Source organism: Novosphingobium sp. 550D (assembly GCF_057401885.1).
Window position 1 is genome coordinate 1,497,419 of sequence record NZ_CM171613.1, and the last position, 23,416, is coordinate 1,520,834.

General features: G+C 60.1%; 18 protein-coding genes. 8 read left to right on the forward strand and 10 right to left on the reverse strand.

Annotated elements, in window-relative coordinates; genetic code table 11:
• Window positions 1-14 precede the first annotated feature (14 nt).
• The gene (locus AC2S2E_RS07040) at window positions 15-2,486 is read right to left on the reverse strand and encodes a DUF1592 domain-containing protein (RefSeq protein WP_486524262.1); all 2,472 of its coding nucleotides are present in this window, start codon (window positions 2,484-2,486) and stop codon (window positions 15-17) included.
• Window positions 2,487-2,646: 160 nt separating this feature from the next.
• Here AC2S2E_RS07040 and AC2S2E_RS07045 point away from each other — a divergent pair, with 160 nt between their 5' ends.
• Window positions 2,647-3,651 (forward strand): LLM class flavin-dependent oxidoreductase, encoded by a 1,005-nt coding sequence (locus tag AC2S2E_RS07045; protein ID WP_486524263.1) that lies wholly within the window; start codon window positions 2,647-2,649, stop codon window positions 3,649-3,651.
• Here the strand turns inward: AC2S2E_RS07045 and AC2S2E_RS07050 are convergent.
• Window positions 3,605-4,159: a DUF2478 domain-containing protein gene (locus AC2S2E_RS07050; RefSeq protein ID WP_486524264.1), complete on the reverse strand. Its 555-nt coding sequence runs from the start codon at window positions 4,157-4,159 to the stop codon at window positions 3,605-3,607. The genes AC2S2E_RS07045 and AC2S2E_RS07050 overlap by 47 nt on opposite strands.
• Before the next feature lie 93 nt (window positions 4,160-4,252).
• Between AC2S2E_RS07050 and AC2S2E_RS07055 the strand changes: the two genes are divergently transcribed.
• Window positions 4,253-5,572 (forward strand): aminopeptidase P N-terminal domain-containing protein, encoded by a 1,320-nt coding sequence (locus AC2S2E_RS07055; protein WP_486524265.1) that lies wholly within the window; start codon window positions 4,253-4,255, stop codon window positions 5,570-5,572.
• Window positions 5,573-5,815: 243 nt separating this feature from the next.
• On the opposite strand, the gene AC2S2E_RS07060 is transcribed toward AC2S2E_RS07055, so the two are convergent.
• The 3 genes from AC2S2E_RS07060 to AC2S2E_RS07070 form a co-directional block, all read right to left on the reverse strand.
• The gene (locus AC2S2E_RS07060; RefSeq protein WP_486524266.1) at window positions 5,816-6,808 is read right to left on the reverse strand and encodes a LacI family DNA-binding transcriptional regulator; all 993 of its coding nucleotides are present in this window, start codon (window positions 6,806-6,808) and stop codon (window positions 5,816-5,818) included.
• 165 nt (window positions 6,809-6,973) lie between these two features.
• Window positions 6,974-7,720 (reverse strand): anti-sigma factor family protein, encoded by a 747-nt coding sequence (locus AC2S2E_RS07065; RefSeq protein WP_486524268.1) that lies wholly within the window; start codon window positions 7,718-7,720, stop codon window positions 6,974-6,976.
• Entirely contained in the window at window positions 7,717-8,166 is a 450-nt protein-coding gene (locus AC2S2E_RS07070; protein WP_476101413.1) for an RNA polymerase sigma factor, read from the reverse strand. Before AC2S2E_RS07070 ends, AC2S2E_RS07065 begins: the two co-directional genes overlap by 4 nt.
• Window positions 8,167-8,300: 134 nt before the next feature.
• On the opposite strand from AC2S2E_RS07070, the gene AC2S2E_RS07075 reads away from it, so the two are divergent.
• The 3 genes from AC2S2E_RS07075 to AC2S2E_RS07085 all read left to right on the forward strand — a co-directional run bounded on the left by AC2S2E_RS07075 (window position 8,301) and on the right by AC2S2E_RS07085 (window position 11,632).
• The gene (locus AC2S2E_RS07075; protein WP_486524269.1) at window positions 8,301-9,521 is read left to right on the forward strand and encodes a S8 family serine peptidase; all 1,221 of its coding nucleotides are present in this window, start codon (window positions 8,301-8,303) and stop codon (window positions 9,519-9,521) included.
• Between the two features lie 111 nt (window positions 9,522-9,632).
• On the forward strand, window positions 9,633-10,385 hold the full coding sequence (locus AC2S2E_RS07080; RefSeq protein ID WP_486524270.1) for a YiaD family glycine zipper/OmpA-like lipoprotein: 753 nt from the start codon (window positions 9,633-9,635) through the stop codon (window positions 10,383-10,385).
• A gap of 182 nt (window positions 10,386-10,567) precedes the next feature.
• Window positions 10,568-11,632, forward strand: a complete 1,065-nt coding sequence (locus AC2S2E_RS07085) for a hypothetical protein (protein ID WP_476101419.1) — start codon at window positions 10,568-10,570, stop codon at window positions 11,630-11,632.
• A gap of 230 nt (window positions 11,633-11,862) precedes the next feature.
• Here AC2S2E_RS07085 and AC2S2E_RS07090 read toward each other — a convergent pair whose 3' ends face one another.
• Entirely contained in the window at window positions 11,863-12,945 is a 1,083-nt protein-coding gene (locus AC2S2E_RS07090) for an IS5 family transposase (protein ID WP_486523476.1), read from the reverse strand.
• A gap of 272 nt (window positions 12,946-13,217) precedes the next feature.
• Between AC2S2E_RS07090 and AC2S2E_RS07095 the strand changes: the two genes are divergently transcribed.
• Both AC2S2E_RS07095 and AC2S2E_RS07100 read left to right on the forward strand, forming a co-directional pair.
• Window positions 13,218-15,149 (forward strand): methyl-accepting chemotaxis protein, encoded by a 1,932-nt coding sequence (locus tag AC2S2E_RS07095; RefSeq protein ID WP_486524271.1) that lies wholly within the window; start codon window positions 13,218-13,220, stop codon window positions 15,147-15,149.
• 323 nt (window positions 15,150-15,472) lie between these two features.
• Window positions 15,473-16,336 (forward strand): OmpA family protein, encoded by an 864-nt coding sequence (locus tag AC2S2E_RS07100; RefSeq protein WP_476101424.1) that lies wholly within the window; start codon window positions 15,473-15,475, stop codon window positions 16,334-16,336.
• Between the two features lie 458 nt (window positions 16,337-16,794).
• Here the strand turns inward: AC2S2E_RS07100 and AC2S2E_RS07105 are convergent, their stop codons facing one another.
• The 4 genes from AC2S2E_RS07105 to AC2S2E_RS07120 all read right to left on the reverse strand — a co-directional run bounded on the left by AC2S2E_RS07105 (window position 16,795) and on the right by AC2S2E_RS07120 (window position 22,175).
• Entirely contained in the window at window positions 16,795-17,928 is a 1,134-nt protein-coding gene (locus tag AC2S2E_RS07105; protein ID WP_486524272.1) for a DNA cytosine methyltransferase, read from the reverse strand.
• 82 nt (window positions 17,929-18,010) lie between these two features.
• Window positions 18,011-19,033: a NotI family restriction endonuclease gene (locus AC2S2E_RS07110; protein ID WP_486524273.1), complete on the reverse strand. Its 1,023-nt coding sequence runs from the start codon at window positions 19,031-19,033 to the stop codon at window positions 18,011-18,013.
• 173 nt (window positions 19,034-19,206) lie between these two features.
• On the reverse strand, window positions 19,207-21,327 hold the full coding sequence (locus AC2S2E_RS07115) for a DEAD/DEAH box helicase (protein ID WP_486524274.1): 2,121 nt from the start codon (window positions 21,325-21,327) through the stop codon (window positions 19,207-19,209).
• Window positions 21,324-22,175 carry a HamA C-terminal domain-containing protein gene (locus AC2S2E_RS07120; protein ID WP_486524275.1) on the reverse strand — a complete coding sequence of 284 codons (852 nt, stop codon included), beginning with the start codon at window positions 22,173-22,175 and terminating at the stop codon, window positions 21,324-21,326. Before AC2S2E_RS07120 ends, AC2S2E_RS07115 begins: the two co-directional genes overlap by 4 nt.
• A gap of 591 nt (window positions 22,176-22,766) precedes the next feature.
• Here AC2S2E_RS07120 and AC2S2E_RS07125 point away from each other — a divergent pair.
• Window positions 22,767-23,372, forward strand: a complete 606-nt coding sequence (locus tag AC2S2E_RS07125) for a DUF4352 domain-containing protein (protein WP_486524276.1) — start codon at window positions 22,767-22,769, stop codon at window positions 23,370-23,372.
• The last annotated feature ends 44 nt before the right edge of the window (window positions 23,373-23,416 follow it).

Sequence of the window (23,416 nt, forward strand, 5' to 3'; positions counted from 1 at the left end):
AGGGCGCGGGATCATCATGGCTGGAGGTTCCCTTTGGTCTTGTTCATGGTCATCTGCGCCGCGCTGGCCGGTGTTTTGCGCAGACGGAAGGCATCAGACAGGACGATACCGCGAATGACGGTGCGGATGCGGAAATTGTCGGCCTCGGCCATGCGGGCGATGGCGCGGATCTGGGGCCGGTCGCCCGCAATCACCCCGCGACCCAGCGCATAGGTCATCAGCTTTTCGGTAAAGGCCTGTGTGAACTGTCCCTTGCGCGCCAACAGAATGTTGCGCAGCCCCGGCAGGCCCGCAAAGCGCGTGCCATCGGGCAGGACGGCGCTGGCGTCGATCATTTGCCCCGCGTCGATGGTTCGATGGGCGCCAACGGCGTCGAAATTCTCCATCGAGAAACCGATCGGGTCCATCCGTACATGGCATGCCGCACAGGCCGGATCGGCGCGGTGCAGTTCCAATTGTTCACGCGCGGACAGCAATTTGCCGTCATGCGTGGCCTTGAGCGCGGGCACGTCGGGCGGCGGCGGGGGCGGCGGCGAGGCCAGCAGGTTTTCCAGCACCCATTTGCCGCGTTTCACCACGCTGGTATGATTGCCATAGGAGGTGACGGTCAGGATGCTGGCCTGTCCCAGCAATCCGCCCCGGCCCCATCGCGGATCCAGCGCCACCTTGCGCATGGCCGTGCCGCGCACATTGGGAATGCCGTAATGTTCGGCAAGGCGTTGGTTGAGGAACGTGTAATCGGAAGACAGGAAATCGAGCAGGCTGCCGTTGGTTTTGACCAGATGGGCAAAGAACATCTCGGTTTCGGCGGCCATGGCGCTGCGCAGGCGGGTGTCGAATTGCGGGAACAGGTCGGTGTCGGGCCGCTGTTGATCCAGATTGCGCAGATAGAGCCATTGGCCCGCGAAATGCCGGGTCAAGGCCATGGCGCGCGGATCGTTGAGCATGCGGGTGGTTTGTGCGGTCAGGATTTCCGGGCGATGCAACTGGTGCGTTTCGGCAAGGCGCAATAAGGTCTCGTCGGGCAGGCTGCTCCACAGAAACAGCGAGAGGCGCGTGGCCAGATCGCGGTCGGTGACGGGGTGGACACTGCCCGGCGCGGCGCCTGCCGGATCGCTCTCGGCCTGAAACAGGAAGTGGGGGGAGACGAGCAGGGCGGCGACCCCCGCCTCGATCCCGCGTTCGAACTGGCCGCTTGCGGCGCGCTCGCTGGCATAGGCGTGGAGGAGGGGCGTCATATCCTCCGGCCCGACCGGGCGGCGATAGGCGCGGCGGGCAAGGCTGCCCAGAATCTGGCGGGCGCAGGCTTCTTCCTGCGTGGTGGCGGTGGGGTGACAGGTGAAGATGCGGCGGCGGCTGGGCGTGTCCTGCGTGCCGGTGATGCTGGCGGGACCGGCAACGTCGATTTCCATCACATCGCGGGGGAAATTCTGCTGGGCATAGCGGTCGGACAGGCGATAGGACGGCACCATCAACGTTGCCGCCCGCCGCCCATCGACCAACACGTCCAGAGGCAGCATCACCGGCTTGTTCACCGGCATAGGCACTTCGTCCAAATTGTTGCGCAGGAACTGCACGCTTTCATCGGGCGCTACGTCGCGGCGGAACGCCATGCCGATGCGATGGGCGCCTGCGCTCAATTTCACCCGCGCGCTGACCCGGTCCTGCGTCAGGCGATCGCTTTCATTGTTGGTGTTGGCGTTGAGCCAGCCCACCACATCATAATCGCCCCCCGCGCGGGCATAGAAATTCATGATCCCGCCGCCGCGTGATGCCGGGGGCAGATCCTCGCTCATCCGTTCATTATAGGCCGGGCGGCCCGAATTCATGATCGAGCCGTCCTTGGGCACGATATAGCTGGCCACCGAGGCGCGCGGGCGGTCGAGGCCCGTGGCCAGACGCGCCACCTTGCCCCCCACCGCGACATAACGTTCGACCAATGTGGGCGAAACGGAAAGCACGTCGGCAATATTGTCAAAGCCGTAGCCCGAATTATCCTGCGGCAATTCGCGCGACACATCGACGTTCAGAGCCAGCAGATCGCGCACGGCGGCGGCATATTCCACCCGGTTCAACCGGCGCAATGTGGCGCGGCCCGGATCGGGATGCGCGGCGGCGAAGGCATCGCGCCCGCCCGCCATCCATCGCACGAAACCGGCGCGCATCTCTGGCGTCGGCTGGCGTTTGGTGTGGGGCGGCATTTCATCCTGCACCACCTTGCGCAGGATCGCTTCCCACACTTCGGCATTCTTGCCCTGGGCAATGTCGGTGCCTTTCAGATCGTCGAAGGAGAGCGATCCGGCCTCGTCAATGTCATTGTGGCATGACGCGCAGAAATCCTCGACCATGGCCTCGGCGGCCTTGCCGTCAAAGGGGCGCGGGGCGGGTTTGGTCGGTTGCGAATGCAGCGCGCCGGTCGCGATGATCGCCAAAAGGCTGGCGGCCAGCCCCACGCGTCCCAGATGGTTTGCCCCGATGCGGCGCATGTTTTGCGAATTCCCGATGTTTGGTTGTGCCTGCCCCTGTGCAGTGCAGCATGGGGCTAGTCCTTTGGGGCGTTGACGTCTATTGCCGTTATTGCCACGAAGCGTACGCAAAATTAGAGCGCTTCTTGCGACGCAGCATGGTCATGCCCACATGCGCCCTATGAGCCATTCCATCCCCCTGTCCGTCCTCGATCTTGTCCCTGTTCTGGAGGGCGGCACTCTGACGCAGGCCTATGCCCATGCGGCGGCTCTGGCCACCCATGCCGAGAGCGAAGGGTTTGCTCGCTATTGGGTGGCCGAACACCATGGCATGCCCGGCATCGGCGGGGCGGCGACCTCGGTCGTTCTGGCCCATGTGGGCAAGGATACGTCGCGCATCCGGTTGGGATCGGGCGGGATCATGTTGCCCAACCATGCCCCGCTTCAGATTGCCGAACAATTTGGCACGCTGGATGCACTCTATCCGGGGCGGATTGATCTGGCGCTGGGCCGGGCGCCGGGGGCGGACGGGCGGGTGGCGATGGCCTTGCGCCACGGAGATCCGGAAGCTTTCCCGCAGCAGGTGATGGAATTGCAGGCCTATTTCGCCGGGGATTCGCGGCTGGGCTTTCCCGCCGTGCCGGGCGCGGGGGCAAAGCCCGAAATGTGGGTGCTGGGCTCCAGCACCTATGGCGCGCAACTGGCCGCGGCGCTGGGCCTGCCCTATGGCTTTGCCTCGCATTTCGCGCCTGCGATGCTGGATGAAGCGGTGGCGACCTATCGCCGCCTGTTCCGCCCCTCGGCCGTGCTGGACCGGCCGCATGTGATGGTGGCCTGCAACGTGTTCGCCGCCGACACGGTGGAGGAAGCGCGCTTTCTGGCCACGACGATGCAGCAGGGCTTTGTCGCGCTGCGCACGGGACAGGGCGGCGGGTTGGTCAAGCCGCCGGTGGAGGGCTATTATGAAAACCTGCCCGCCCCCCATCGCGCGATGCTGGACAATGTCATGGCCTGCACCGCCATCGGCACACAGGGCGATGTGGAGGCGATGCTCTCCCGCCTGATCGCGCGCACCGGGGCCGACGAGATCATCGTGGCCGGACAGATGTTCGATCAGGCGGCGCGGCGGCGCAGCTTTTCTATTGCGGCGGCGGCGATGCAGGCTCTGTCGCAACAGGTGGTGTAATCGCCGCCAGCCATTGCTCCACCGCCGCCATGTCGGGCGGCAGGGTTTGCGCGTAGGGACCGGCAAATTCGGCCCAAGCCTCGACAAACCGGGGCGAGATGGTGAGCAGCACCGGCACGCCGCGATCAAGCGCCGCCAGCAGACAGGATAGCAGCCCGCTGCCCGCCTCGGCCTCCATCTTGCCGAATTTGCTCAGGATCAGCAGGTCGCAGGGTTGGGACAGGCGTTGTTCCATCCATGCCGCCGCCGACACCAGCGCGCCGGAATCGAGCGTGCAGCCCTCGGCCTCACACCCCAGATCCTGACCCAGCGGGAAACGCGCGCCATCGCCAATGCTGACCAATGTGCCGGGGGAGCAATCCTGGCCATTGGCAGGTGGTTCCTCGATCACGCCCGCGATGCGCAGACGCCCGCCCCATTGCGCAACCACCTGCGCCAGCAAGGGTTGCGATGTCGCGGACCGATCCGCCATGATGGCGCCAAGGGCAAGGGGCGTGGGGTTCGTCATCAAAGCCTTGTCTTTCCGCGATCAAGCCGGGTGTTGCCATATCGAAGGATCGCGGGTTACGAATGAGGCCCCCCGCATCGAAAGGCAAGACCCATGCACCGCCGCCGCCTGTTGACCTCTGCGCTGGCCACGATGGCCGCCGTGCCCTTGGCCAAAGCGCAGGCGTTTCCGCCCGCAGGCCATGCGACGCCGATCGCCACCTATCCTTTCACGCCCGATGTCTATGCCGCCCGCCGTGCCGCTTTGATGGCGCAATTGAAGGAAGGCATCGCCGTCATCTGGGGCGCGCAGGGCGAAGGGGGCGAGGCCAATGTCGCGGCTCCGTTTCAACAGGATGGCGATTTTGCGTGGTTGACGGGAATTGTCGATGAACCCGGCGCGGTGCTGGTGCTGGCCCCGGCGGAACCGCATTTTCGCGAATTCCTGCTGCTGCCTTCACGCAATCCGGAGGTCGAGCGTTGGGATGTCGAACGCCTGCCGCTGGGCGCGGAGATCGAGCGACGCACCGGCTTTGCCCGCGTGTTGCGCACCGGGTCGTTGGGCGCGTTGGTGACGGGGCTGGCGGAAAGGTCGAAGGTTTTGCACTTCCTTGGCCCGGTGGTGTCGGCCGAGGCGCCGGTCCCGCCTGCGCTCGAACTCTATGGCAAAATATCCGCCCGCGTGCCGGGGTGCAGCATTCGCGACAATTCGGCGCTGCTGCCTGCTTTGCGCACGGTGAAGGAACCGCGTGAACTGGCCCTCATCCGCAAGGCGACGCAGGCGACGCGGGCGGGTCATCTGGCCGCGATGCGTGGATTGAAACCGGGGATGAGCGAGCGGGCGCTGCGTGATCTGGTGGAGGCTGCGTTTCGCAGCGCCGGGGGCGATGGCATTTCGTATAATTCCATCGTCGGGGCGGGGCGCAATGCGGCCTCGCTGCATTACACGCGCGCCTTGGGGGCGATTGGCGAGGGCGATCTGGTGCTGATCGATGCGGCGGCCAGTGTGGGCACCTATACGTCGGACATCACGCGCACCTTGCCCGCATCGGGGCGCTTTACCCGCGAACAGCGCGCCACCTATGACCTTGTGCTGGAGGCGCAGGGCGTGGCGGCGTCAAGGCTGAAGGCGGGCGTGACTCTGCATGAATTGACCGAGGCGGCCAGGGATGTGTTCCGCAAGGCGGGGCGGATCGATGATTTCTATCACGGGCTGGGCCATTATGTCGGGCTGGATGTGCATGACGCGGGCGATTATTCACGCCCCATTCCCGCCGGCGCGGTCATCACGATTGAGCCGGGCCTTTATGTCCAATCGGCCAATTACGGCATCCGGATCGAGGATCTCTATCTGGTCACGCCGACCGGCGCGGAACGCCTGTCGGCCGACATTCCGCGTAGCGCGACGGAGATTGAATCCGCGATGAAGGGCTAAGGTGCCTCCGGCGGGTAAAGGGCGGGGGCCCTTTGCAATCCCGTTATGGGGTGGCGCATTTATGGCTACGCTGCGTTTATCGCCATGTTTTGAAAGCCTGCGGCGCGGCGAACTTACGCTGATCAGCGCCGCAGGCTTAATATTTCAATCATCGCGTCCGACACCCAAGGCCGAACCTATCGCGCAACATCGACAGTAACGGGATTGCAAAGGGGCCAGTCCCTTTGCCCGCCGGAGGCAAACTTACCCCTTGGGCGGCGCACAGGAATTGCGCAGGATCACCTCGAAATCCAGATAATCGATTGGCGCCTGATCGGGCGAGACAATGGCCTCGACCCCGGCGGCGCCGATGGCTTCCAACGGTTGGCGCACGGTGGTCAGCGCGGGCGAGATCAGGCGGCTGATCGGCGTATCGTCAAAGCCGACGATGGAAATGTCGCCCGGCACATCCAGCCCGAATTCGCGCGCCGCCATCAATGCGCCCACCGCCATTTCATCGTTCGAGGCAAAGATCGCCGTCGGACGTTGGGGCAGGGAGAGCAGAGCCCGCGTCGCCTCCAGCCCCGATTGCAGGTCGAAATAGCCCTGCGCCACCAGCTCAGGCTCCAACGCCAAACCCGCTTCGGCCAGAGATTGGCAATAGCCGTCATAACGCAATGTTGCGCCAAAATGTTGCGGGTGGCCGCGCACAAAGCCGATGCGGCGATGGCCCAGACCCAGCAGATGCGCCATGATCGCCTTGCTGGCCCCGCGTTCGTCGGTGGAAATATGGGTGAATTCATCGCCATGCGTGGCCGAAATCAGCGCGATCCGCCCGCCCAGTTTCCGCACGCTTTCCACAAATTCGGTGTTTTCCGACAGAGGCGGGCTGAGCAAAATGCCATCGGGGGCAATCGTGGCAAACAGCCGCCGGACCAGACCCAGCAGATCCTTGTCCTGGCTGTTTACCGGTTCGACCACCAGATGATAGCCCAGTTCCCGGCACCGCCGCGCCGCGCCAATATGCAGCGCGGAAATATAGCTGGGGTTGGGATTGTCATACAGATGGGCGATCAGGAAAGAGCGCCCTCCGGCAAGGCGGCTGGCCGCGCGATTGGGTTTGTAATCCAGTTCCGCCGCCGCCGCACGCACACGCTCCTTCACCTCGGCGCGCACATGGGGCTCTTCGTTCAGCACGCGCGAAACGGTCTTGATCGAAACGCCTGCGCGTTCGGCCACATGCTTGATGGTGGTCACGACTGTCCTCTGCCTTTGCCACAGAGACGATTGTTGCCCCCGCCTGTGACGTCTTTTCTGTTACTGTTGTCATGGCAAGGGTAGTGCCGGATGCGGCGTGATAGCAACCTCAATTTTCACCGGTTGCCATCATCCATGCAGCAACGCCGGTTACCCCGGACCGGTTCAGCGCCAGCCCTTGGCCTTGGCCTGTGCTTCCTGTGCCGGGTCCAAAGGATCACCCTTGGCCATGCCCTGCGCCAGAGCCATCAGTTCGCCATCGCCCGACCCCGCCTGTCGATAGGCGCTGGTCTGGGCCGAGGTGCCGGGCATGACATGCTGTAAACGCCAGCCATCCTCGCCATGACAGGCGATGCCCGATGTCGATGCGCCCGAAAAGGCGCGGCACAGGTTGCCATCGCCATTGCGGAACGTGGCGATCATGCGCGTTGCCGCGCCATCCTGCGCCGATGCCAATTGCGTGTCGAGCGCATGGGCCAGATCGCCCGAGGCCATCAACGTGCCATTGCGATCGGTAATCGGCCCTTCAGCGCGCATCAATCGACCGCCACCCACCAGACCCAGCACCAGCGCGGCGGCAATCGCCCCGCCAAACCACTTTTGCTGCATCAAAGGCACTTTGGGCTTGGCGGCGGCTTTGGCTTCCTCGGCCTTTTGGCGGCGCACGGCGGCAAGGTCGATGACCGGCGCGGGCGGGGTTGCGGCGCGGATCTGGGCCTCCCACGCGGCGGGCACGGGTTCCTTGATCACAGGCGCAAAATGGCCCTGAAGCTTTTCACGCAGCGCCCGCTCCCTGGCGATCTGGTCGGCCAGATCGAGGTCGGCCAGCGCGGCCATGGTGATGCGGGCGCGAGTGGATTCATCCAGCTCGCCATCGACATAGGCCATGATCTCTTCGCGGCTCACGCTCATGATACCTCTCCCAGCGCGCGCATCAGCGCTTCTCTTCCCCGCGCCAATCGCGAAGTCAGCGTGCCCATCGGGCATCCAATGATCTCGGCCGCCTCTTTATACGCAAACCCTTCGACCAGAACGAGCATCACCGCCTCGCGCTGTTCATCGGGCAGGGCGGCCATGGCGCGATCGACATTGCCCAATTCGACATGGGCCTCGATCCCCGCATCGCCGGGCATGCCGACATGTTCGCCGTCCTCTTCGGGGGCAAAGGTCTGGCTGGCGCGGTTTCGGGCGCGGGCCTCGTCGATCCATATGTTGCGCATGATCCGATACACCCATGAATCCAGACGCGTGCCCTCGGCCCACAGATGCGAGGATTTGAGCGCGCGTTCGATTGTCATCTGGCACAGATCATCGCCATCGGCGCCGTCACGCGTCAAACCGCGGGCAAACCGCCGCATCTGCGGCAAAAGCCTGACCAGTCCTTCGCTGAATTGAGCCGTTGGCAATGATTTGTACCTTGTCATGGATGAAACGGATGACCACGCTCGTTTCTTCCGCGTAGGTGCGTTTTTTTTTGGCAAAGGGCAAGAGAGTGCGACAGCGGCTGTTCAGGAATGGGATCATCGCGCTGCTGCTGATCGGGGCGGCGGGGCCGGTGCTGGCGCAACTGGGCGTACCCAATGTTGGGGGCGGGCTGGGCGGCGCGGTGGAGCGGCTGCGCGGCACATTGGACGATGCGGCCGGCGCTGTGCAGCGCCCGCTTCAGGATCTGGGCGCACTGGCTGATCTGCGGCTGGACCGGTTGACGCAATTTGTGCGGCGTAATCGCGATGTGGTGGCGATGGACGCCAATGGAGCGCCCGCCCGTGCGCATGAATTGCTGTTGCTCGATCCCGATCCGGCGGCGCTGACATTGGCGCTGGGCGCGGGTTATCGCTTGATGGAGCAGGGCGATCTGGGCGGATTGGGCGTGGGGTTTGCGCGGTTGGAAACACCGGCGGGTCAAAGCCTGCCCGATGCGACGCGCGCGCTGCAAAAGCTGTTGCCGCAAAAGACGGTGACGGCGGACCAGATCCATTTCCCCAGCGGCAGGGCATCGACCGGGGCCGCAGCGCCTGCGCCCAATGCATTGCCCGTTGGCGGGGCGGTGGGGGTGATCGACGGCGGCGTCAAACCCGGTCCGCGATTGTCGGCGCAGGCGGGATTTGCCACCGGCGCGCCGCGTCCCAATGATCACGCCCAATCGATCGCTTCCTTGCTGGCCGGGGCGGGGGTGGCCAAACTTTATGCCGCCGATGTCTATGGCGCGGACCCGGCGGGCGGCAATGCTCTGGCCATTGCCAAGGCGCTGGGCTGGATGGCGTCGCAGCGTGTGGGCGTGGTGTCGATCAGCCTTGTCGGCCCCAGCAACCCCTTGCTGGCCCGCGCCGTTGCCGCGGCGCAGGCGAAGGGCATGTTTGTCGTGGCGGCCGTTGGCAATGATGGCGCGGCATCGCCCTTGTCCTATCCGGCATCGTATAAAGACGTGGTGGCCGTTACTGGCGTCGACGGCAAAGGGCGCGTGCTGTTCGAGGCCGGGCGGGCCAGCCATCTAGATTATGCCGCCCCCGGCGCGGATATGAGCGCGATTGGCCTTGATGGTCGCGCCCACACTTTGCGCGGCACCAGCTTTGCCGCGCCGCTCGTCGCCGCGCGTCTGGCCGCTTATCAGGGCAAGGGGGCGCCTCTGGCCGCGCTGGACCGAGAGGCGGTGGCGCGGGGCGGACGGACCGGGCGCGGGATTGTCTGCAACCTTTGCCGCAAGGGCATTTGAAAAATCCCGAAGGCGTCAGGGAAGAAAACCGCAGCCCCCATCGTTTCCTCATCATAAGCCAGTCGCCACGCTCTCTTTCGCAAAGGCTGGCGCAGATGAAGGAGACAGACGATGATCAAGACTTTCAACATGGCCGCCACCATCGCTATGACGCTGGCTCTGACCGCGCCTGCCAACGCCCAATTGTTGGGCGGGGCGATTGGCGGCGGGCTGGGCGTCAATGGCGCGGTGGACGGCGTGACCCGCTCGGTCGGCGCCACCGCTTCGGTGGGCCAGACGCTGGAGGCCCCCTCGGTCGCCGTTCCCACGGTCAGTCGGGTCAGCACCGTGGTGGCCGTGCCCAACGTGGTCCCGGCCATCCCCAATGTTGCGGTGCGCCGCGTGGCCATCGTCAATGCCGGCATCGCCCCCATCACCTATGCCGCTGTTCCGGCCTATATCGACCGCCAATATGTCGTGCTGCAAAATGACCTGCGCGGCACTGGGGTCGAGGTGATCAAGCGCAACAATCAGATCATCCTGGAAATGCCCAGCGATGTGACCTTCTCGTTCAACAAATTTAATATCCAGCCGCGCTTCTATGGCGTGTTGAATACGGTGTCGCGCACGCTGGCCAAATATCCGGCAACCTATGTGGATGTAAACGGGCACACCGATGCCATCGGTTCGTTTACCTATAACCAGCGCCTGTCGGAACGCCGCGCCGATGCGGTGGCCGATTATCTGGCCGACCGCAGTGTCAATGGCGCGCGGATGCATGTTCAGGGATTCGGCAAGACTGAACCGATCGCCTCCAACGCCACGGTTTCGGGTCGCGCGGCCAATCGCCGGGTTGAAATCATCCTGACCCGTTATGCCGCCTGATTAATGCCGCCAGCTTTTTGGCCGCGTTTCAGGTGGTTGGTTCCCGCAAGAGAGGCTCGCCCCTTTCTTGCGGGAATTTTTTTAAAAAGTGCATTTTTTTATGGATGAAAAACCTCAGCACAGTCGTTTCCCAATCAGAACCCAAAACGTGGTTCCAGATGTTCAAATTTAGGAGACACGACATGACCCGCATTTCCAGCATGACCTTCGTTGCTATCGCTCTTGCTCTGGCTTCGGCCCCGGCCCACGCACAATTGCTGGGTGGTGGTGGTCTTGGCGGCGGGGCCATTGGCGGCGGTTTGGGCGGCGCAATTGGTGGCGCCGGTTCGATGGGCGGCGGCTTTGGATCGATGGGCAGCATCGGTTCGGCCACAGCCGATGTGGAAAGCACCGCCCGCAGCACCGCGCGCGGTTCGGCCAGCACCACCGGCAGCCAGAATGTCAACACCCGCACCGGCAACGTGAATGCAACCCGCAGCGTGACCGGCAGCGGCGCGGCCGACCTTGCCCCGACGGCCACGGCGGCCACTTCGATGACCGGTTCGCGCACCGTTGACGGCGCGCTCTCGGCCAGCGGTTCGGCCACGGGTTCGGGCAGCGCCAATGCGCAATTGATCGGCACCAACCAGGTCGGCAGCGCCGCCCGTTCGGTCGCTTCGCAGGGCGCGACAACGGTGAATAATGCCCGTTCTACCGCGTCGGATGCGGCCACCCGCGCCAATGGTTTCGCCAACAGCACCAAGAACCGCGTCGAAGGCGTTGCCACCAGCGCAACGAACCGCGCGAACACGGTGGCCACCAACACCGCAGACCGTGCCAAGGGCGTGGCGACCAGCACCGCCAATCGCGCCAACGGTTTGGCCAACAGCGCGGCCAACCGCGTCAATGGCGCGGCCAGCGGCGTGAGCGGCACCGCCAATGGCTCGTTGGCCACGGCAGGTTCGCTGGGCAACAGCAATCTGGCGCTGGCCGGTAGCGCGGCCAGCAGCGTTGCGGGCATGGCCAGCGTCAAGCCCGGCATGACCATCACCGCCCCCGACGGATCGCGTTTGGGCAAGGTGCGTCAGGTGGTTGCCGACAGCCGCGGCCGCGTTCAGAGCGTGGTGATGCGGGCGCGCAATACCGACGTCAATCTGCCCGCCAGCAACTTTGCCGCCAGCGGCAATGGCAAGAGCCTGATTTCGACCATGAATGGCCAGCAGATCGAAAATGCGGCCCAGGGTCAGACCAGCGCCGCAACACGATAAATCAGTCTTTTATGATAGGGGGGGGCGGTCCGATGGGCCGCCCATTTCGTATGCGGGCGCTATGCATTTTTGCGCAGAGAATTTCCGAAATAATCTGGACACCTCGAAGAACCATGAGATTTGGCCTGCTTGCGGGATTGAGGATCACGCGGGGGCGTTGATGCCTGATTTTCGGCCATTCTTGCCTGCGTGATGTTTGCTCGTGCCCTTTTCTTTGGGGGTATTGCCCTTCAAGCGGGCACAATACGCCCCTCAAGCCAGGCGAGGCGCTGGAAATTATAGACGAGGTTGGCCATGCCGATCTTGATGGTGGCGCGGGCGATACCGATGGTGCGCACGACCAGCCCCATGCGATGTTTTTGGCCAGCGAACACATGCTCGACGTGAGCGCGGATTTTGGATCGCCGGGTGTTGGCCTTGGCGGTCCGCTCGGGAAGTGAGCGTCGCGGTTTTCGCCGCTGATGGATATGGCTTTTGAACATGCGGGCGGCGAGGAACGCTTCGTTCTTCTTTGACCGGTAGGCGGTATCCGCCCAGACGCCCGAGCCGGTGTTGCCCTTGCTGATCAGGTCTGGCAGCCGCGCCCCATCATGGGCGTTGGCGGCGCTGGCACCCCAAGTGCGGATCAGGCCGTGGGCCTTGTCGATGCCGATATGATTCTTGTAGCCGAACATCGGGATGGCGAGATCAACAGGCTTCGCGGCCTTCGGGTCGGCACCCTCGCGGACTTTGGCTTTGCTGTACTTGATCGACCAGCGCGCATCGCGATCCTTTTGCCGCGCCTTGGCCGGCTTCCAGTCCTCGGGCACTCGGCCTTCCTTGATTGCTGCCTTCTCCGCCTCGGTATTACGCTGCTTGGGCGCCGGAACCACGGTGGCATCGACGATCTGCCCACCCATGGCGAGATAGCCCCGGTCCTTCAGCGCACCGTCAAAGCGTGCAAAGAGTTTGTCGATCGCCTTGGCCTGCACCAGGCGTTCGCGGAAAAGCCAAACGGTGGTCGCATCCGGCACGGTGCCCTCAAGGCCGAGCCCCAGAAACCGCTGGAATGAAAGGCGGTCCTTGATCTGGAACTCGGTGGCTTCGTCGGACAGCGAGTACAGCGCCTGAAGAACCAAAATCTTGAACATCAGCACCGGATCGAAGGGCGGGCGCCCGCCCTTGCCGCGAACACTGCGCCGGAGCGCTGCAATCAGCGGCCCACGGAAAACCTCGAAATCTACAACGCCCGACAAACGCTCCAGCGGATCTCCCGCCGCGCTCAGCGCATCGTACCGGTCCGAAAGATCAAAGAAACCAGGCTGTCCTACCATCGCCGCCTCCGCCCATCGCGAAAGCCATTGAATCAGTTCAGGCCGCTACGCACCAGAGGTTTTTCGAGGCGTCCATCTTTGTGAAAGAGAATCTTGGAATAAGGGGGGTATCGGAAATATGCCTAGATAAGCGTGCTGGGCAATTTACCGTTATTCGACAAGATCGACATATCCTTTGGCCAACCTTTGTAATTGGGCGCAGGCCGGAAGTTCCATGACGGAATTGTGCCGGACTTTGTCAACTAAAAGAGCTGGTAAAGAGGAACTTGTCCATGGCGCTTAGCATTTTCTCCAGCGTATCGCCTGAAACTATTGTGGCTGAGATCGAGCGCGTCGAATCGGCGATGGCCGGGGGCGATACGTCGGCCCGGGTGGATCTGTCGATGGCCAAGGGGCAATCGCAGGTCATTCTTGGCGCCATCAACCGGCTTTTGGACAGCGCGACCAATCCGGCCCGCGCCCTTTCAACCAGCATCCAGACCATGAGCAGCGAGCATGAGCGCGGCGATATTGACGTCATTATCCCGGTCGACAAATTCCGCGGCGAATATGCGGTCATGGCCAAAGACATCAACGAATTGGTGGGCGCGCATATCGCGGTCAAGAAAATGGCCATGGCCTGTGTCAAGGAATTCAGCGTCGGCAATTTCGACGCGCCGATGCAACAATTGCCGGGCAAGAAGGCCTTTATCAACGATACGATTGAAACGCTGCGCGCCAATCTGCGCGGGTTGATTACTGAATTGAATTACATGTCCGCCGAGCATGAACGCGGCGACATTGACGTCAAGGTGCGCGCCGAAAAGTTCAAGGGTGACTTTTCCACCGTGGCGCATGGCATCAACAACATGGTGGCCGGGCATATCGCGGTGAAGAAGAAGGCGATGGCCTGCGTCAAAGCCTTTGGTGAGGGTGATTTCGACGCGCCGCTGGAACAATTCCCCGGCAAGAAGGCCTTTATCAACGACACGATCGAAACGCTGCGCGGCAACCTTCGCGCCATCACCGCCGAAATCAACGATCTGATCGCGGCGTCCACCGCCGGTCGGTTGAGCGAGCGCGGGGATGATCGCCGCTTTGTCGGAGACTTTGGCCGTCTGATCATGGGCATCAATGGGATGCTTGACGCGATCCTGCTGCCCATTGCCGAGGGCAACCGCGTGCTGGATCTGGCCAGCAAGGGCGATTTGACCGAGCGGGTCGATATTGATTGCCAAGGCGACCATCAGCGGATGAAGAATTCGGTGAACCGCCTGATCGACAATCTGCGCAATTTTGCCACCAATGTGGGTAATGCCGCCGATCACGTTGCATCGGGCAGCAACCAGATGGCCGCCAGTTCCGAACAATTGTCCGAAGGCGCCAATGAACAGGCCGCCTCGACCGAGGAAGCGTCCGCCTCGATGGAGGAAATGGCCGGCAACATCCGCCAGAACGCGGACAATGCCGCCCAGACCGAAAAGATCGCTCGCCAGTCGTCCAAGGATGCCGAATTGTCCGGCGCGGCGGTGGAAAAGGCGGTTTCGGCCATGCGCACCATCGCGGCCAAGATCAGCATCGTGCAGGAAATTGCGCGCCAGACCGACCTGTTGGCGTTGAACGCCGCCGTCGAGGCCGCACGTGCGGGCGAACATGGCAAGGGTTTTGCCGTGGTCGCCTCCGAAGTGCGCAAACTGGCCGAACGCAGTCAGGTGGCGGCATCGGAAATCGTGGCCGTGTCCTCCGACACGGTGAAGGCTGCGGCAGAGGCGGGCGAGATGCTGGTCAAGCTGGTGCCCGACATTCGCCGTACCGCCGAACTGGTTTCGGAAATCAGCGCGGCCTGCCGTGAACAGGATATTGGTGCCTCACAAATCAATGAAGCGATCCAGCAACTTGACCGCGTGACGCAGAAGAATGCCAGTGCCTCGGTCGAAATTTCGACCACCTCGGAAGAACTGGCATCGCAGGCTGATGAATTGCAGCATATTGTTTCTTTCTTCCGTGTCGGCGGCGAAGGAACGGGGGGCATGGCCTCTGCGCCCCGCAGCGCTGCTCCGCGACCGGCGCGAGCCCCGGCGGCGGCCGCCGCGCCCCGCGCCAAAGCCAAGAAGGCCAAGCCCAATTCCGTCATGCATCAGCAAGATCGCGTGAAGGGTTTCGCGCTGGATATGATGAGCGGCGGCGAGGATGAAGATGACGCCGATTTTGGTCGCGCGGCCTGATAAAAGCGTCTTTTTACGTCTAAAATCGACAAAAACCCTCGCTTCCAGACCGAAGCGGGGGTTTTTTAATGGTTCAGGCCCACGGCTTTGGCGGGGTGAATCGTGCCCTATGGGCCGTGCGCCGAGGGGGGAAAGGATGGGTTGAGCCTTTCCGGACGGCGAATCGTCATCACCAATATGGCAACAAAATGGGCACAATGTCGCAATTTGTCGCAACCTGCGCTCGCTTCATCGGTGGAATCGGCCTCTCTGACACCTCCTTAATCTGGGAGACATGAACGGATCAGCACACCGTTCGAGTGGACTTTAAAAGGAGTTGAGAGATGCGTTTTACTTCCAAAAAGGCAGCTTTTCTTGTTGTGGCCGCCTGTGGAGCCATGACGATGGGTGGCACGCTTTCAGCCCAACAGCCGGGCGAGGCGCCCATTACCGTGGCCGGGGCGGCCGTTCCCGATGCCTCGCAATTGACACCTGGGCCGGAGATCAAAGGCTTTATTTCCGCGCGCAAGGGCGACCGGTTTCAGGTGACCGCCGCCGATGGTAGCAAGTCGGTCATCACGATGGACAATGCCACCGTGATCAAGGCCAGCAAGGGACTGTTCGGCAATAACAAGCTGGATTCGGGCTCCTTGCTCAACGGTTTGCCGGTCACGGTCAAGACGATGCAATGGTCCGACGGCCTGTTGGCCAAGCAGATCAACCTGCGCAATGGCGACCTGAAAATGGCCAGCATGATCCGTCACGGCACCGACCAGCGCTTTGACGAACAGACCGCCGCCACCGAGGCCCTGCGCGGGCGGATGGCCGACATCGACAATTACAACGTCAAGAGCACCACCAACGTTCACTTTGACGTGGGCAAGACGAACCTGTCACCCAATGACAAAGCCACCTTGTGCAACGCGGCATCGCAGGCCGAAGGCGTCAGCAATGCGCTCATTCTGGTTGTCGGTTATACGGACTCGACCGGCAGCGACGATTTCAACCAGACGTTGAGCGAAAAGCGCGCCAGCAGCGTGATCAACTATCTCCAGCAGGCCTGCCACTGGAAGCCCTATCGCATGCTGACCCCGACCGGCATGGCCAAGGCCGACCCTCTGGCCAGCAATGACACGCCTGAAGGCAAGGCCCAGAACCGCCGCGTCTCGGTCAATGTTCTAGTCAGCAAGGCCGTCGACGGGGTCTGATACGTCCACCGCCCGATGCCTTGGGGAAAGGCGCGGGCGAGAGATTTCGGGAGTGGGATTGCAGGAAAACCTTGCATCGAGGCGCTGCGCAATCCGCTCCCGAAATTCTGTTTGGCTGGGCCGACGCCGACATGACGCGCACCATGATTACAAATAGGCAATCACCGCAATTTGACGCGGCGGCGTCTCTGGCATCAATGTCGGAGAAAGTGGTGCCGCTTAGGTGACTCGAACACCTGACCCCATCATTACGAAGCGGTTTGTTATTTTCTCTATTTCTGTTTTAAATCAATTTGATGGATTGAATTTGTAGGCCTGTTTTCGCTACGGCCCACGCTATGCCCAAATTCAGCCGACTTCCGTGTTTGGGCGGCTTCCTACCAAAGGCACTTTAATAGGAAGCCACGCCGGAATCCGACCCGGTCTATGCCCGGTTTGACGTGTCGAAACGTCACCGGTCACTCAGCGGCGACGCTGGTGAAAGCTGGCTCATTTTCCTCAATCAGCTGCGCAATTGTCATCCCGATGGCGCGACCGAGCAGCGGCGGCACGGCATTGCCAACTTGGATATATTGATCGGTCTTGGAACCCGAAAATTCAAACCAATCGGGGAAAGCCTGCAAACGTGCTGCTTCACGAACCGAGATTGCCCGGTCTTGCTCAGGGTGGATGTACGCCCCCCAATGAATGTCGCATTTGGTCAGGACAGTGCAGGACAGCCCATCCCAAGTCATGCGCCCGTAACGCTTGGTGTGGTCGGAGCGCTTTGCCCGCTTCATCCCGGCTGGCAAAAGGTCGAACGGAATATCGCGCCAGCTTCCACCCGGAGGAATATGTGCCAAACGCGCCTCGTTCACCTTACCAAGGCGCGGTGCAGCATGGTTGCCGACACGCGTGCGATTGCCCCTTACAAATCGCTGAAACTCGCAATCAGGCGCAGACGCATAGGGCACAACACCGAGATCTTCGCCATTGCTAAGCGGTACTAGGTCGCCGATCGCGTTCTTGATGCTGGTATACGGCAAAAGGCCTTCGCCATGAGTAGGGCTTGGGTGTTTGATAGGCGCTCCGACGCGATTACCGATGAAAACCACCCTGCGCCGCTCTTGCGGTACACCAAAATGCTCGGCTTTCAGCACCTGCTCTTTGACATCATAGCCTAACGCGCCGAGCTCATCTTTGATCGCACGGACGGCAGCGCCGCCAGCAATCGAGTAAATGCCCATCACGTTTTCCATCACGATCCATTCGGGCTGCAAACCGTCAACGATCCGGAGGTACTCGCGAAACAGGGTGGCGCGGGCGTCGTGCATACCGCGCTGGTGGTTGTAAACCGAGTATGCTTGGCAAGGCGGCCCGCCAGCCAAAATGGTCAACTCACCACGCTTTAACCCAGTGACCTGCATCAGTTCATCAATGGTAACGTCTTGGATTGGCTTCCCGATAAATGTGGCGTTGGGATGCGTTGCCTCGAAAGTTTGCCCCGCAGCCTCGAACAGATCGACACCAGCAAGTACCCTGAACCCAGCCATTTCCAGACCGGCAGACAAGCCTCCTGCTCCGCAGAAAAGGTCAATTGCTGTCATGTTCATCGTGGCACACCTGATTTGTTCTCATTTTGTTCAAACGAGCGCTAGCAGTTGACAATGAATCAAGCAAGCTTCTGAAGCAAGGTCATGGGAAAATTTTCCCGTTGATGCGTTCCTCGAACTCCTCCAGCGAGACCGCTTGTCCGCCGGTCAAGCCTTCAATGGCGCTCTCAAGTGTGGTGCCAAACTCTTTCACGACCTTGGTAGTGTAAACGCCCCCAGCAGGCGATGGCACAAAGTCCACTAACACCCACACCACATCGCAATTTGAGATGGCTTCGACCTGTTTCATCTCGCCCATCGACAAGAAGAAGGCATAGTCCACGAGTATGGCCATCTTTTTGCCCCAGCGCCTGAGCGTGGGCACTTTAATTTGAAGTTGGGGCATAAGCCGCTTTGGGCCGCTGCTGCGATAATCAGGCCTGCGACCCTCGACCGGCATGGCAGGTTCGCCTTTGCGCTCGATGATGTCCCGGAACTCAATGGCCATTTCCCGCCCGGAAAAATACACCGCCTGCACCTCGACGGCGCACCACTTCATTTCAGCATCGGCAGGCCTGTTTCCGGCCACCAAAATCATGTCGATGCGTCCAACATCCTCGCCGGGGGCACTATCCAGATTTCCAGTGGATTCGAGAAAGCCGACTTCACCCGCTTGGATCGGGCTTGGGTCTTGAAGTAGGCTGTTGCCAATATGCCTGAAAGCGATGTTCCCTTGGTGGAAGCGATACGGGCACAGAGCGCGTACCATTCCGCGCTCACCAGCCACCGCCTCAAACTCACCGTTGGCATCGGTATACAGCCGCAGCGAGCAAACACCTCCGGGCTTTGTGCAGGTGGGGTGTGATATGTCAGTCCTGAATGGGCATGTCTTTTCATGCTTCTCTTGTTTGTCCAATAGTTCGCCCAAAGCGGCGAGGCGTTCAGTCTCTTTCCCACTGAGCGGCTGCGAATTTTGCTTGGCGGTCAATTGATTGAGACGGTTGATGTCGGCTTTCTTCATCACATGCTTGCCGACTTTGTGCTGAGCAAAATCCACGCGCTGGTCTGGGGTCAAATCCAAAAACGGCTGACCATACCATTCTGCAATGTGGAATCGTTCAGTCACCGAGTTACTCCGCGAATCTATGCGATCGGACAGCAGCAAAAAGGAATGGCCGTCAAGTCATGCGCGGAACTGATGTCCCCCACTTCCCTATCATTGTGGGCAGTGCTTCCGTGATTGTCATCTTCCAGATCTGGCTGATGGGTAAAAATCAGCCTCCGGCTTGCCGAAGCCTATCAAGTGATCGCACTTGAAATAGGGGGGGCATCTAGATCAATATCTAGGGCGGCCAACAGCCATGAGCGCTCAAAGGCTGTGAGTTGGGGGTGGCCTTTGATTGCGGTTTGCGCCAATCGCTGCGCGAGGGAGCTCCGGTCATCGCCGGACCTGAGAAAACGTTCCGAGATCTGGATTGGGATGCCTTCTTCATCCAAGTTGCGCAAAGCCTCGTTTCGAAACCATCTACTCATTTCGCGTATATAAAAGCTGTAGTCTGCCTGGGGGTATTGCTTCTGAACAAAAATTTCCACGAGAGCGAAAATTTGCGGAAGACCATACTCGCAGGCTCGCAAGAATTTAAAAACATTGTCGTAGCTTGTTGCGTCGCCTTTAAACCTAGCGTCGTAGTCTAGGAGGAAGGCTCGAAACGACGACGGCTGCCGTAGCCTGCTAATCAAATAGGTTAGTTGCTTGGTGGTGAATGCTCCAAAATTGCGGCTGCTTTTGACGCTGCAAATTACATCAATGGTTGCGAGCGTTGTATTGTAGTCAGGCATCCCAGCCCACACGAGAACCCGGCTCTTTCGGAGAGATACCTCCACCTGTTGCTTGATGGCATGAGCCGTATCGAGCCCCACTGCGGAAGCAATCCGAAGTTCAGCGGTGGACAGGTTGAGCGATTGGCGCAATGCTGCGACGCGATCGTCAATCATCTCGCTCGTATCGTCCTCATCGAGGTGCACCACATAATCGTCGGATGCATCCTCGTCGTCGCCGAACAAAGTTGGCGAAACTTCCATCTTCTCAACGACCGGCGGCTCGTTGAATAGATAGACCTGCCCCACATGGTGTTGGCCGAGACGCCCTGCACGGCCTCTAATGTTAGCGAAGGTAAAGAAATCATAGTCGCTATTACTGATCTTTTTGTCGAAAATCAGTACAGTCCTCGCCGCCGTGTTAACCCCCTCGATCAAGGTTGAGGTGCAGAAAAGGACAGGCAATTCAGAACGATTGAACATCCTCACCATATGCGATGCAATAGCGCGTGGAACGCGCGCGTGGTGAACGCCGAAGCCATATTCAACTGCCCTAACCAGTGGCCACCGACTCCCAACATTCTCTCCCATCCATTGGGCAAAATCAGCCGTGTCATCGGATGTAGCAATCTGCTTGGCAGCCTCCTCTGCCAGTCGGTTTGCCCGATCAGGGGATGAAACAAATACAAGCGCTGGCCAGTTCCGATCTTCGGCGATCTCCTCCATCAGCCTAGCTTCTCTGTTCGCGACATGTCGAAGATCGAAAGTGTCAACGGCAACAGTCGAGAACCGGGTTTTCAGGAACTGAAAATTCCATCGCCCGTCGACATCCATGCGGACGTTATCGATGTTTGGGCCGAGGAAAAAGAACTGCCGCGATCGCCGCAGTAGGCGGTAAACAGCCGCGTTTAACGTGACGTGACGCTCGTCCTTGCGCTTGGGGTCCAACTTATAAAACTCATCAACCACAGTGAGATCAAGTGTTCCCAAATCGTCACGCCCGATAAGGCGCTCCTGCGTACCGAGAAAGATTACATGCTGCCCCGAAGCTCGGTCGGTTGGATGCATCAATATCTCGAAGCGTCCATCGAACCGCCGTTTCAGACGCCGCCTAAACTCGTCCAGCAGGGCAATGGTGGGAAGCACGATGGCGACTCTTTCGTATTTACCTGACGCCAGCAGTGCATCGATGAGCAAGCTCTTTCCAAAGCTGGTCGGAGCGCTCAGAATGAGGTTTTCCCCGGCCAGCAACTTGGTAAGCGCAGTGATTTGCTCTCGATGGAAGGTTATACCACCCAGTTCTGGCGCAGTAACTGTCTCTGCTACGATACGATCAGACCAGTCAGCTGAGGATCTGTCAATGTAATTCCAAAGACCTGTTGCGCGAGCTAAAGAACTAAATGGTTCTATCAGAATTGAAAGTTCAGGACGGTTATTAATTATATCTGCAAGTCTTGGTATAACTTGAAGAACTTTAGGATCATCAGGATCTGTGCTATTGATGGCTAGCGCAGTATCTTGCATGATCTTGAATATGGTTGGGATGAGGGCTGATGCTGCCATTTGGTTCAAGGCCTTCCAATCGATATCGGCAAGGCTCATGGAAGCAATCCCTTCAAGCGAGCGTCAAATGCAGCGGCGAGTTTCTGCTTCGAGCCCAACGGCAGATGGAGCAACATCAGCCGAACCCGCTGTGGTAATCCCGAGTTTGCTATGATGCGAGACATTTCGGCGACCTCACCCCGTAAGGCTTCCAAATACGTCTCGCAAACGGTTGCAGAACTCACCGTGGCGGCGCTATCGCTAACAATACAAATTGGGAATATTGCGGTCCTGAATAATTCATCGAGCGAGGTTCTCTCAGAAAGGAGGTCGCGGATTTCTTGGTAACGTGGAACGCTTTTCGAAACTTGAGGTCCGAGTATTAATTTCTCATTTCGTAAAAAACCGGCTTCGAGATGGTCATTCAGTGATCTGATTGCTGCGCGGGCACCCTCGACCCCGTTCTCAAAGAACTTTGCCTCGCCCAACCATAGTTCAGGTCCGGCTTTGGGATATCGGACGTGTACCAAATCAAACGACTTCACCACATCGTTCGAAGATGTCAGGTAAAATACACGCGGAGCAAACGGTATGGTTTCAAAGAATTCTCGGCAGATCGCATGCATTGCGATCTCTCCGATTTCACCCCGCCTTTCGAAATGTGGACTGGAGTATATACGGGCTGCTGCCTGCTTCAGGCGCACGTACATATTGCCGTGATTGACGCTTAGCTCCTCTTCGTGGAGTGCGTAGTCCGCCATCCATTCGATCAGGTGGTCGGCTAGCGCGTCACAACGCCAAGCTGTCAATTCGAAACCGGCGCAATAAATACCCGAGACTGGGATAGTATCGGTAGAATATGCGATTTGCGTCAGCAAACGCTGCGGTTTGGAATTATATATGCTCAAATCGCGCCTGCCATTTTGACGATACTGGGAAACAGCAAAGATAGGCGCGCATCACTGCAAAAAATTTATGCCACACGCAACTGCAAAGGTATGAAGCACAACAAGCATTCAGAAGGCGAGAGGTAAACAATTGATCGCTGGATAGATACCCTCAAGGCGCTTCGGGAGTCGCCCCTTGGCGTTTGCGGTAATCGCAAATCCGCCCATCTTATATGAACAGATCACAGGTGGCTTGCGAAAGCCCTGATCTCACGCCAAAAGGCTCCTGCCGTTCGAGAAAGCCGAACGGTGGGGCGTGGAAACCCCAAAATCGCTAGAACTCGGTCACCAGATTATGGAGGCCGGGTGGCATGCGCGCATGTCCAGTCGGCTTCTGCCGATAAAGGCGCATGCGCCTGCTCTAGCGATCAGGTTTCCAACATCCGGCTTTGGCCGTCGCTCCCGAGAGGTACATAGGGGCGGCATGGGTGCCAGCCGATCGCCTGCCCTTTCAAGGCGAGGGGGCGAGCGCGTGATTTCAGCAACACCATAGCGGTCTGTTCCCGCGCCCCTGCGGCGCGGTCCTTCAACACACCCAAGTTAGGATACCCTATGATGTTTGAACGAAAGGCGTTCCTGTCTGGCGCGCTCAGGGCATTGGCGCTTTGCTGTATCGCGCCCTTAGCCGGTTGTGGCTCGTCTCAAGCCCCTGCGGATCAAGAGGCGAAAGCGGAAACACAAAAGCCCGTAGAAGCAAAGATGCGGGAAGTGGTGAGCGTGGAAGGCTTCGATTTCGGCCTCGCTTCCATCAAACGCAAAAAGCAGATTGGCGCTGTGGGCATCGGTCCCGTAGTCGGTGGCGGCGAAACCTTTTTGGTCGCTCGCTGCGTCGTCAAGAACACCGGCAAAGAGCCTGTCGAATCCGTCGACCTACCCAAGTTTGAGCTGATCGATGCCTCCGGGCAAGTCTATGCTGAAGATGAAGAAGCCACCAAACTTGAAAATATGCTGGATCGCGGCGTCCAAGCCGGACCTGTGAATCCGGGCATCAAAGCTCAACGCTTGGTTGTTTGGCGCGTCAACACTTCGGCTTTCAATGCCGAAACGTGGCGGGTCAAAGTTTCTTTCGATCAAGGCTTGAGCGCAAAATTGCAGAAAGCCGCTCGATGGCCGCTGGAGGTTAAGTTTCCGGCCCCTGTCTTGTTCAAGTTGAAGTGATCGGCTGGCCAACGGCCCTTTCACCCAAACCTCTTTCGCAAGGA

What these genes read in the sequence shown, in the direction of transcription:
- AC2S2E_RS07040 (WP_486524262.1), bottom strand. Translation starts at nt 2,486, where the DNA reads ATGCGCCGCATCGGGGCAAACCATCTGGGACGCGTGGGGCTGGCCGCC.
- AC2S2E_RS07045 (WP_486524263.1), top strand. Translation starts at nt 2,647, where the DNA reads ATGAGCCATTCCATCCCCCTGTCCGTCCTCGATCTTGTCCCTGTTCTG.
- AC2S2E_RS07050 (WP_486524264.1), bottom strand. Translation starts at nt 4,159, where the DNA reads ATGACGAACCCCACGCCCCTTGCCCTTGGCGCCATCATGGCGGATCGG.
- AC2S2E_RS07055 (WP_486524265.1), top strand. Translation starts at nt 4,253, where the DNA reads ATGCACCGCCGCCGCCTGTTGACCTCTGCGCTGGCCACGATGGCCGCC.
- AC2S2E_RS07065 (WP_486524268.1), bottom strand. Translation starts at nt 7,720, where the DNA reads ATGAGCGTGAGCCGCGAAGAGATCATGGCCTATGTCGATGGCGAGCTG.
- AC2S2E_RS07070 (WP_476101413.1), bottom strand. Translation starts at nt 8,166, where the DNA reads ATGCGGCGGTTTGCCCGCGGTTTGACGCGTGACGGCGCCGATGGCGAT.
- AC2S2E_RS07080 (WP_486524270.1), top strand. Translation starts at nt 9,633, where the DNA reads ATGATCAAGACTTTCAACATGGCCGCCACCATCGCTATGACGCTGGCT.
- AC2S2E_RS07085 (WP_476101419.1), top strand. Translation starts at nt 10,568, where the DNA reads ATGACCCGCATTTCCAGCATGACCTTCGTTGCTATCGCTCTTGCTCTG.
- AC2S2E_RS07090 (WP_486523476.1), bottom strand. Translation starts at nt 12,945, where the DNA reads ATGGTAGGACAGCCTGGTTTCTTTGATCTTTCGGACCGGTACGATGCG.
- AC2S2E_RS07095 (WP_486524271.1), top strand. Translation starts at nt 13,218, where the DNA reads ATGGCGCTTAGCATTTTCTCCAGCGTATCGCCTGAAACTATTGTGGCT.
- AC2S2E_RS07100 (WP_476101424.1), top strand. Translation starts at nt 15,473, where the DNA reads ATGCGTTTTACTTCCAAAAAGGCAGCTTTTCTTGTTGTGGCCGCCTGT.
- AC2S2E_RS07105 (WP_486524272.1), bottom strand. Translation starts at nt 17,928, where the DNA reads ATGAACATGACAGCAATTGACCTTTTCTGCGGAGCAGGAGGCTTGTCT.
- AC2S2E_RS07115 (WP_486524274.1), bottom strand. Translation starts at nt 21,327, where the DNA reads ATGAGCCTTGCCGATATCGATTGGAAGGCCTTGAACCAAATGGCAGCA.
- AC2S2E_RS07125 (WP_486524276.1), top strand. Translation starts at nt 22,767, where the DNA reads ATGATGTTTGAACGAAAGGCGTTCCTGTCTGGCGCGCTCAGGGCATTG.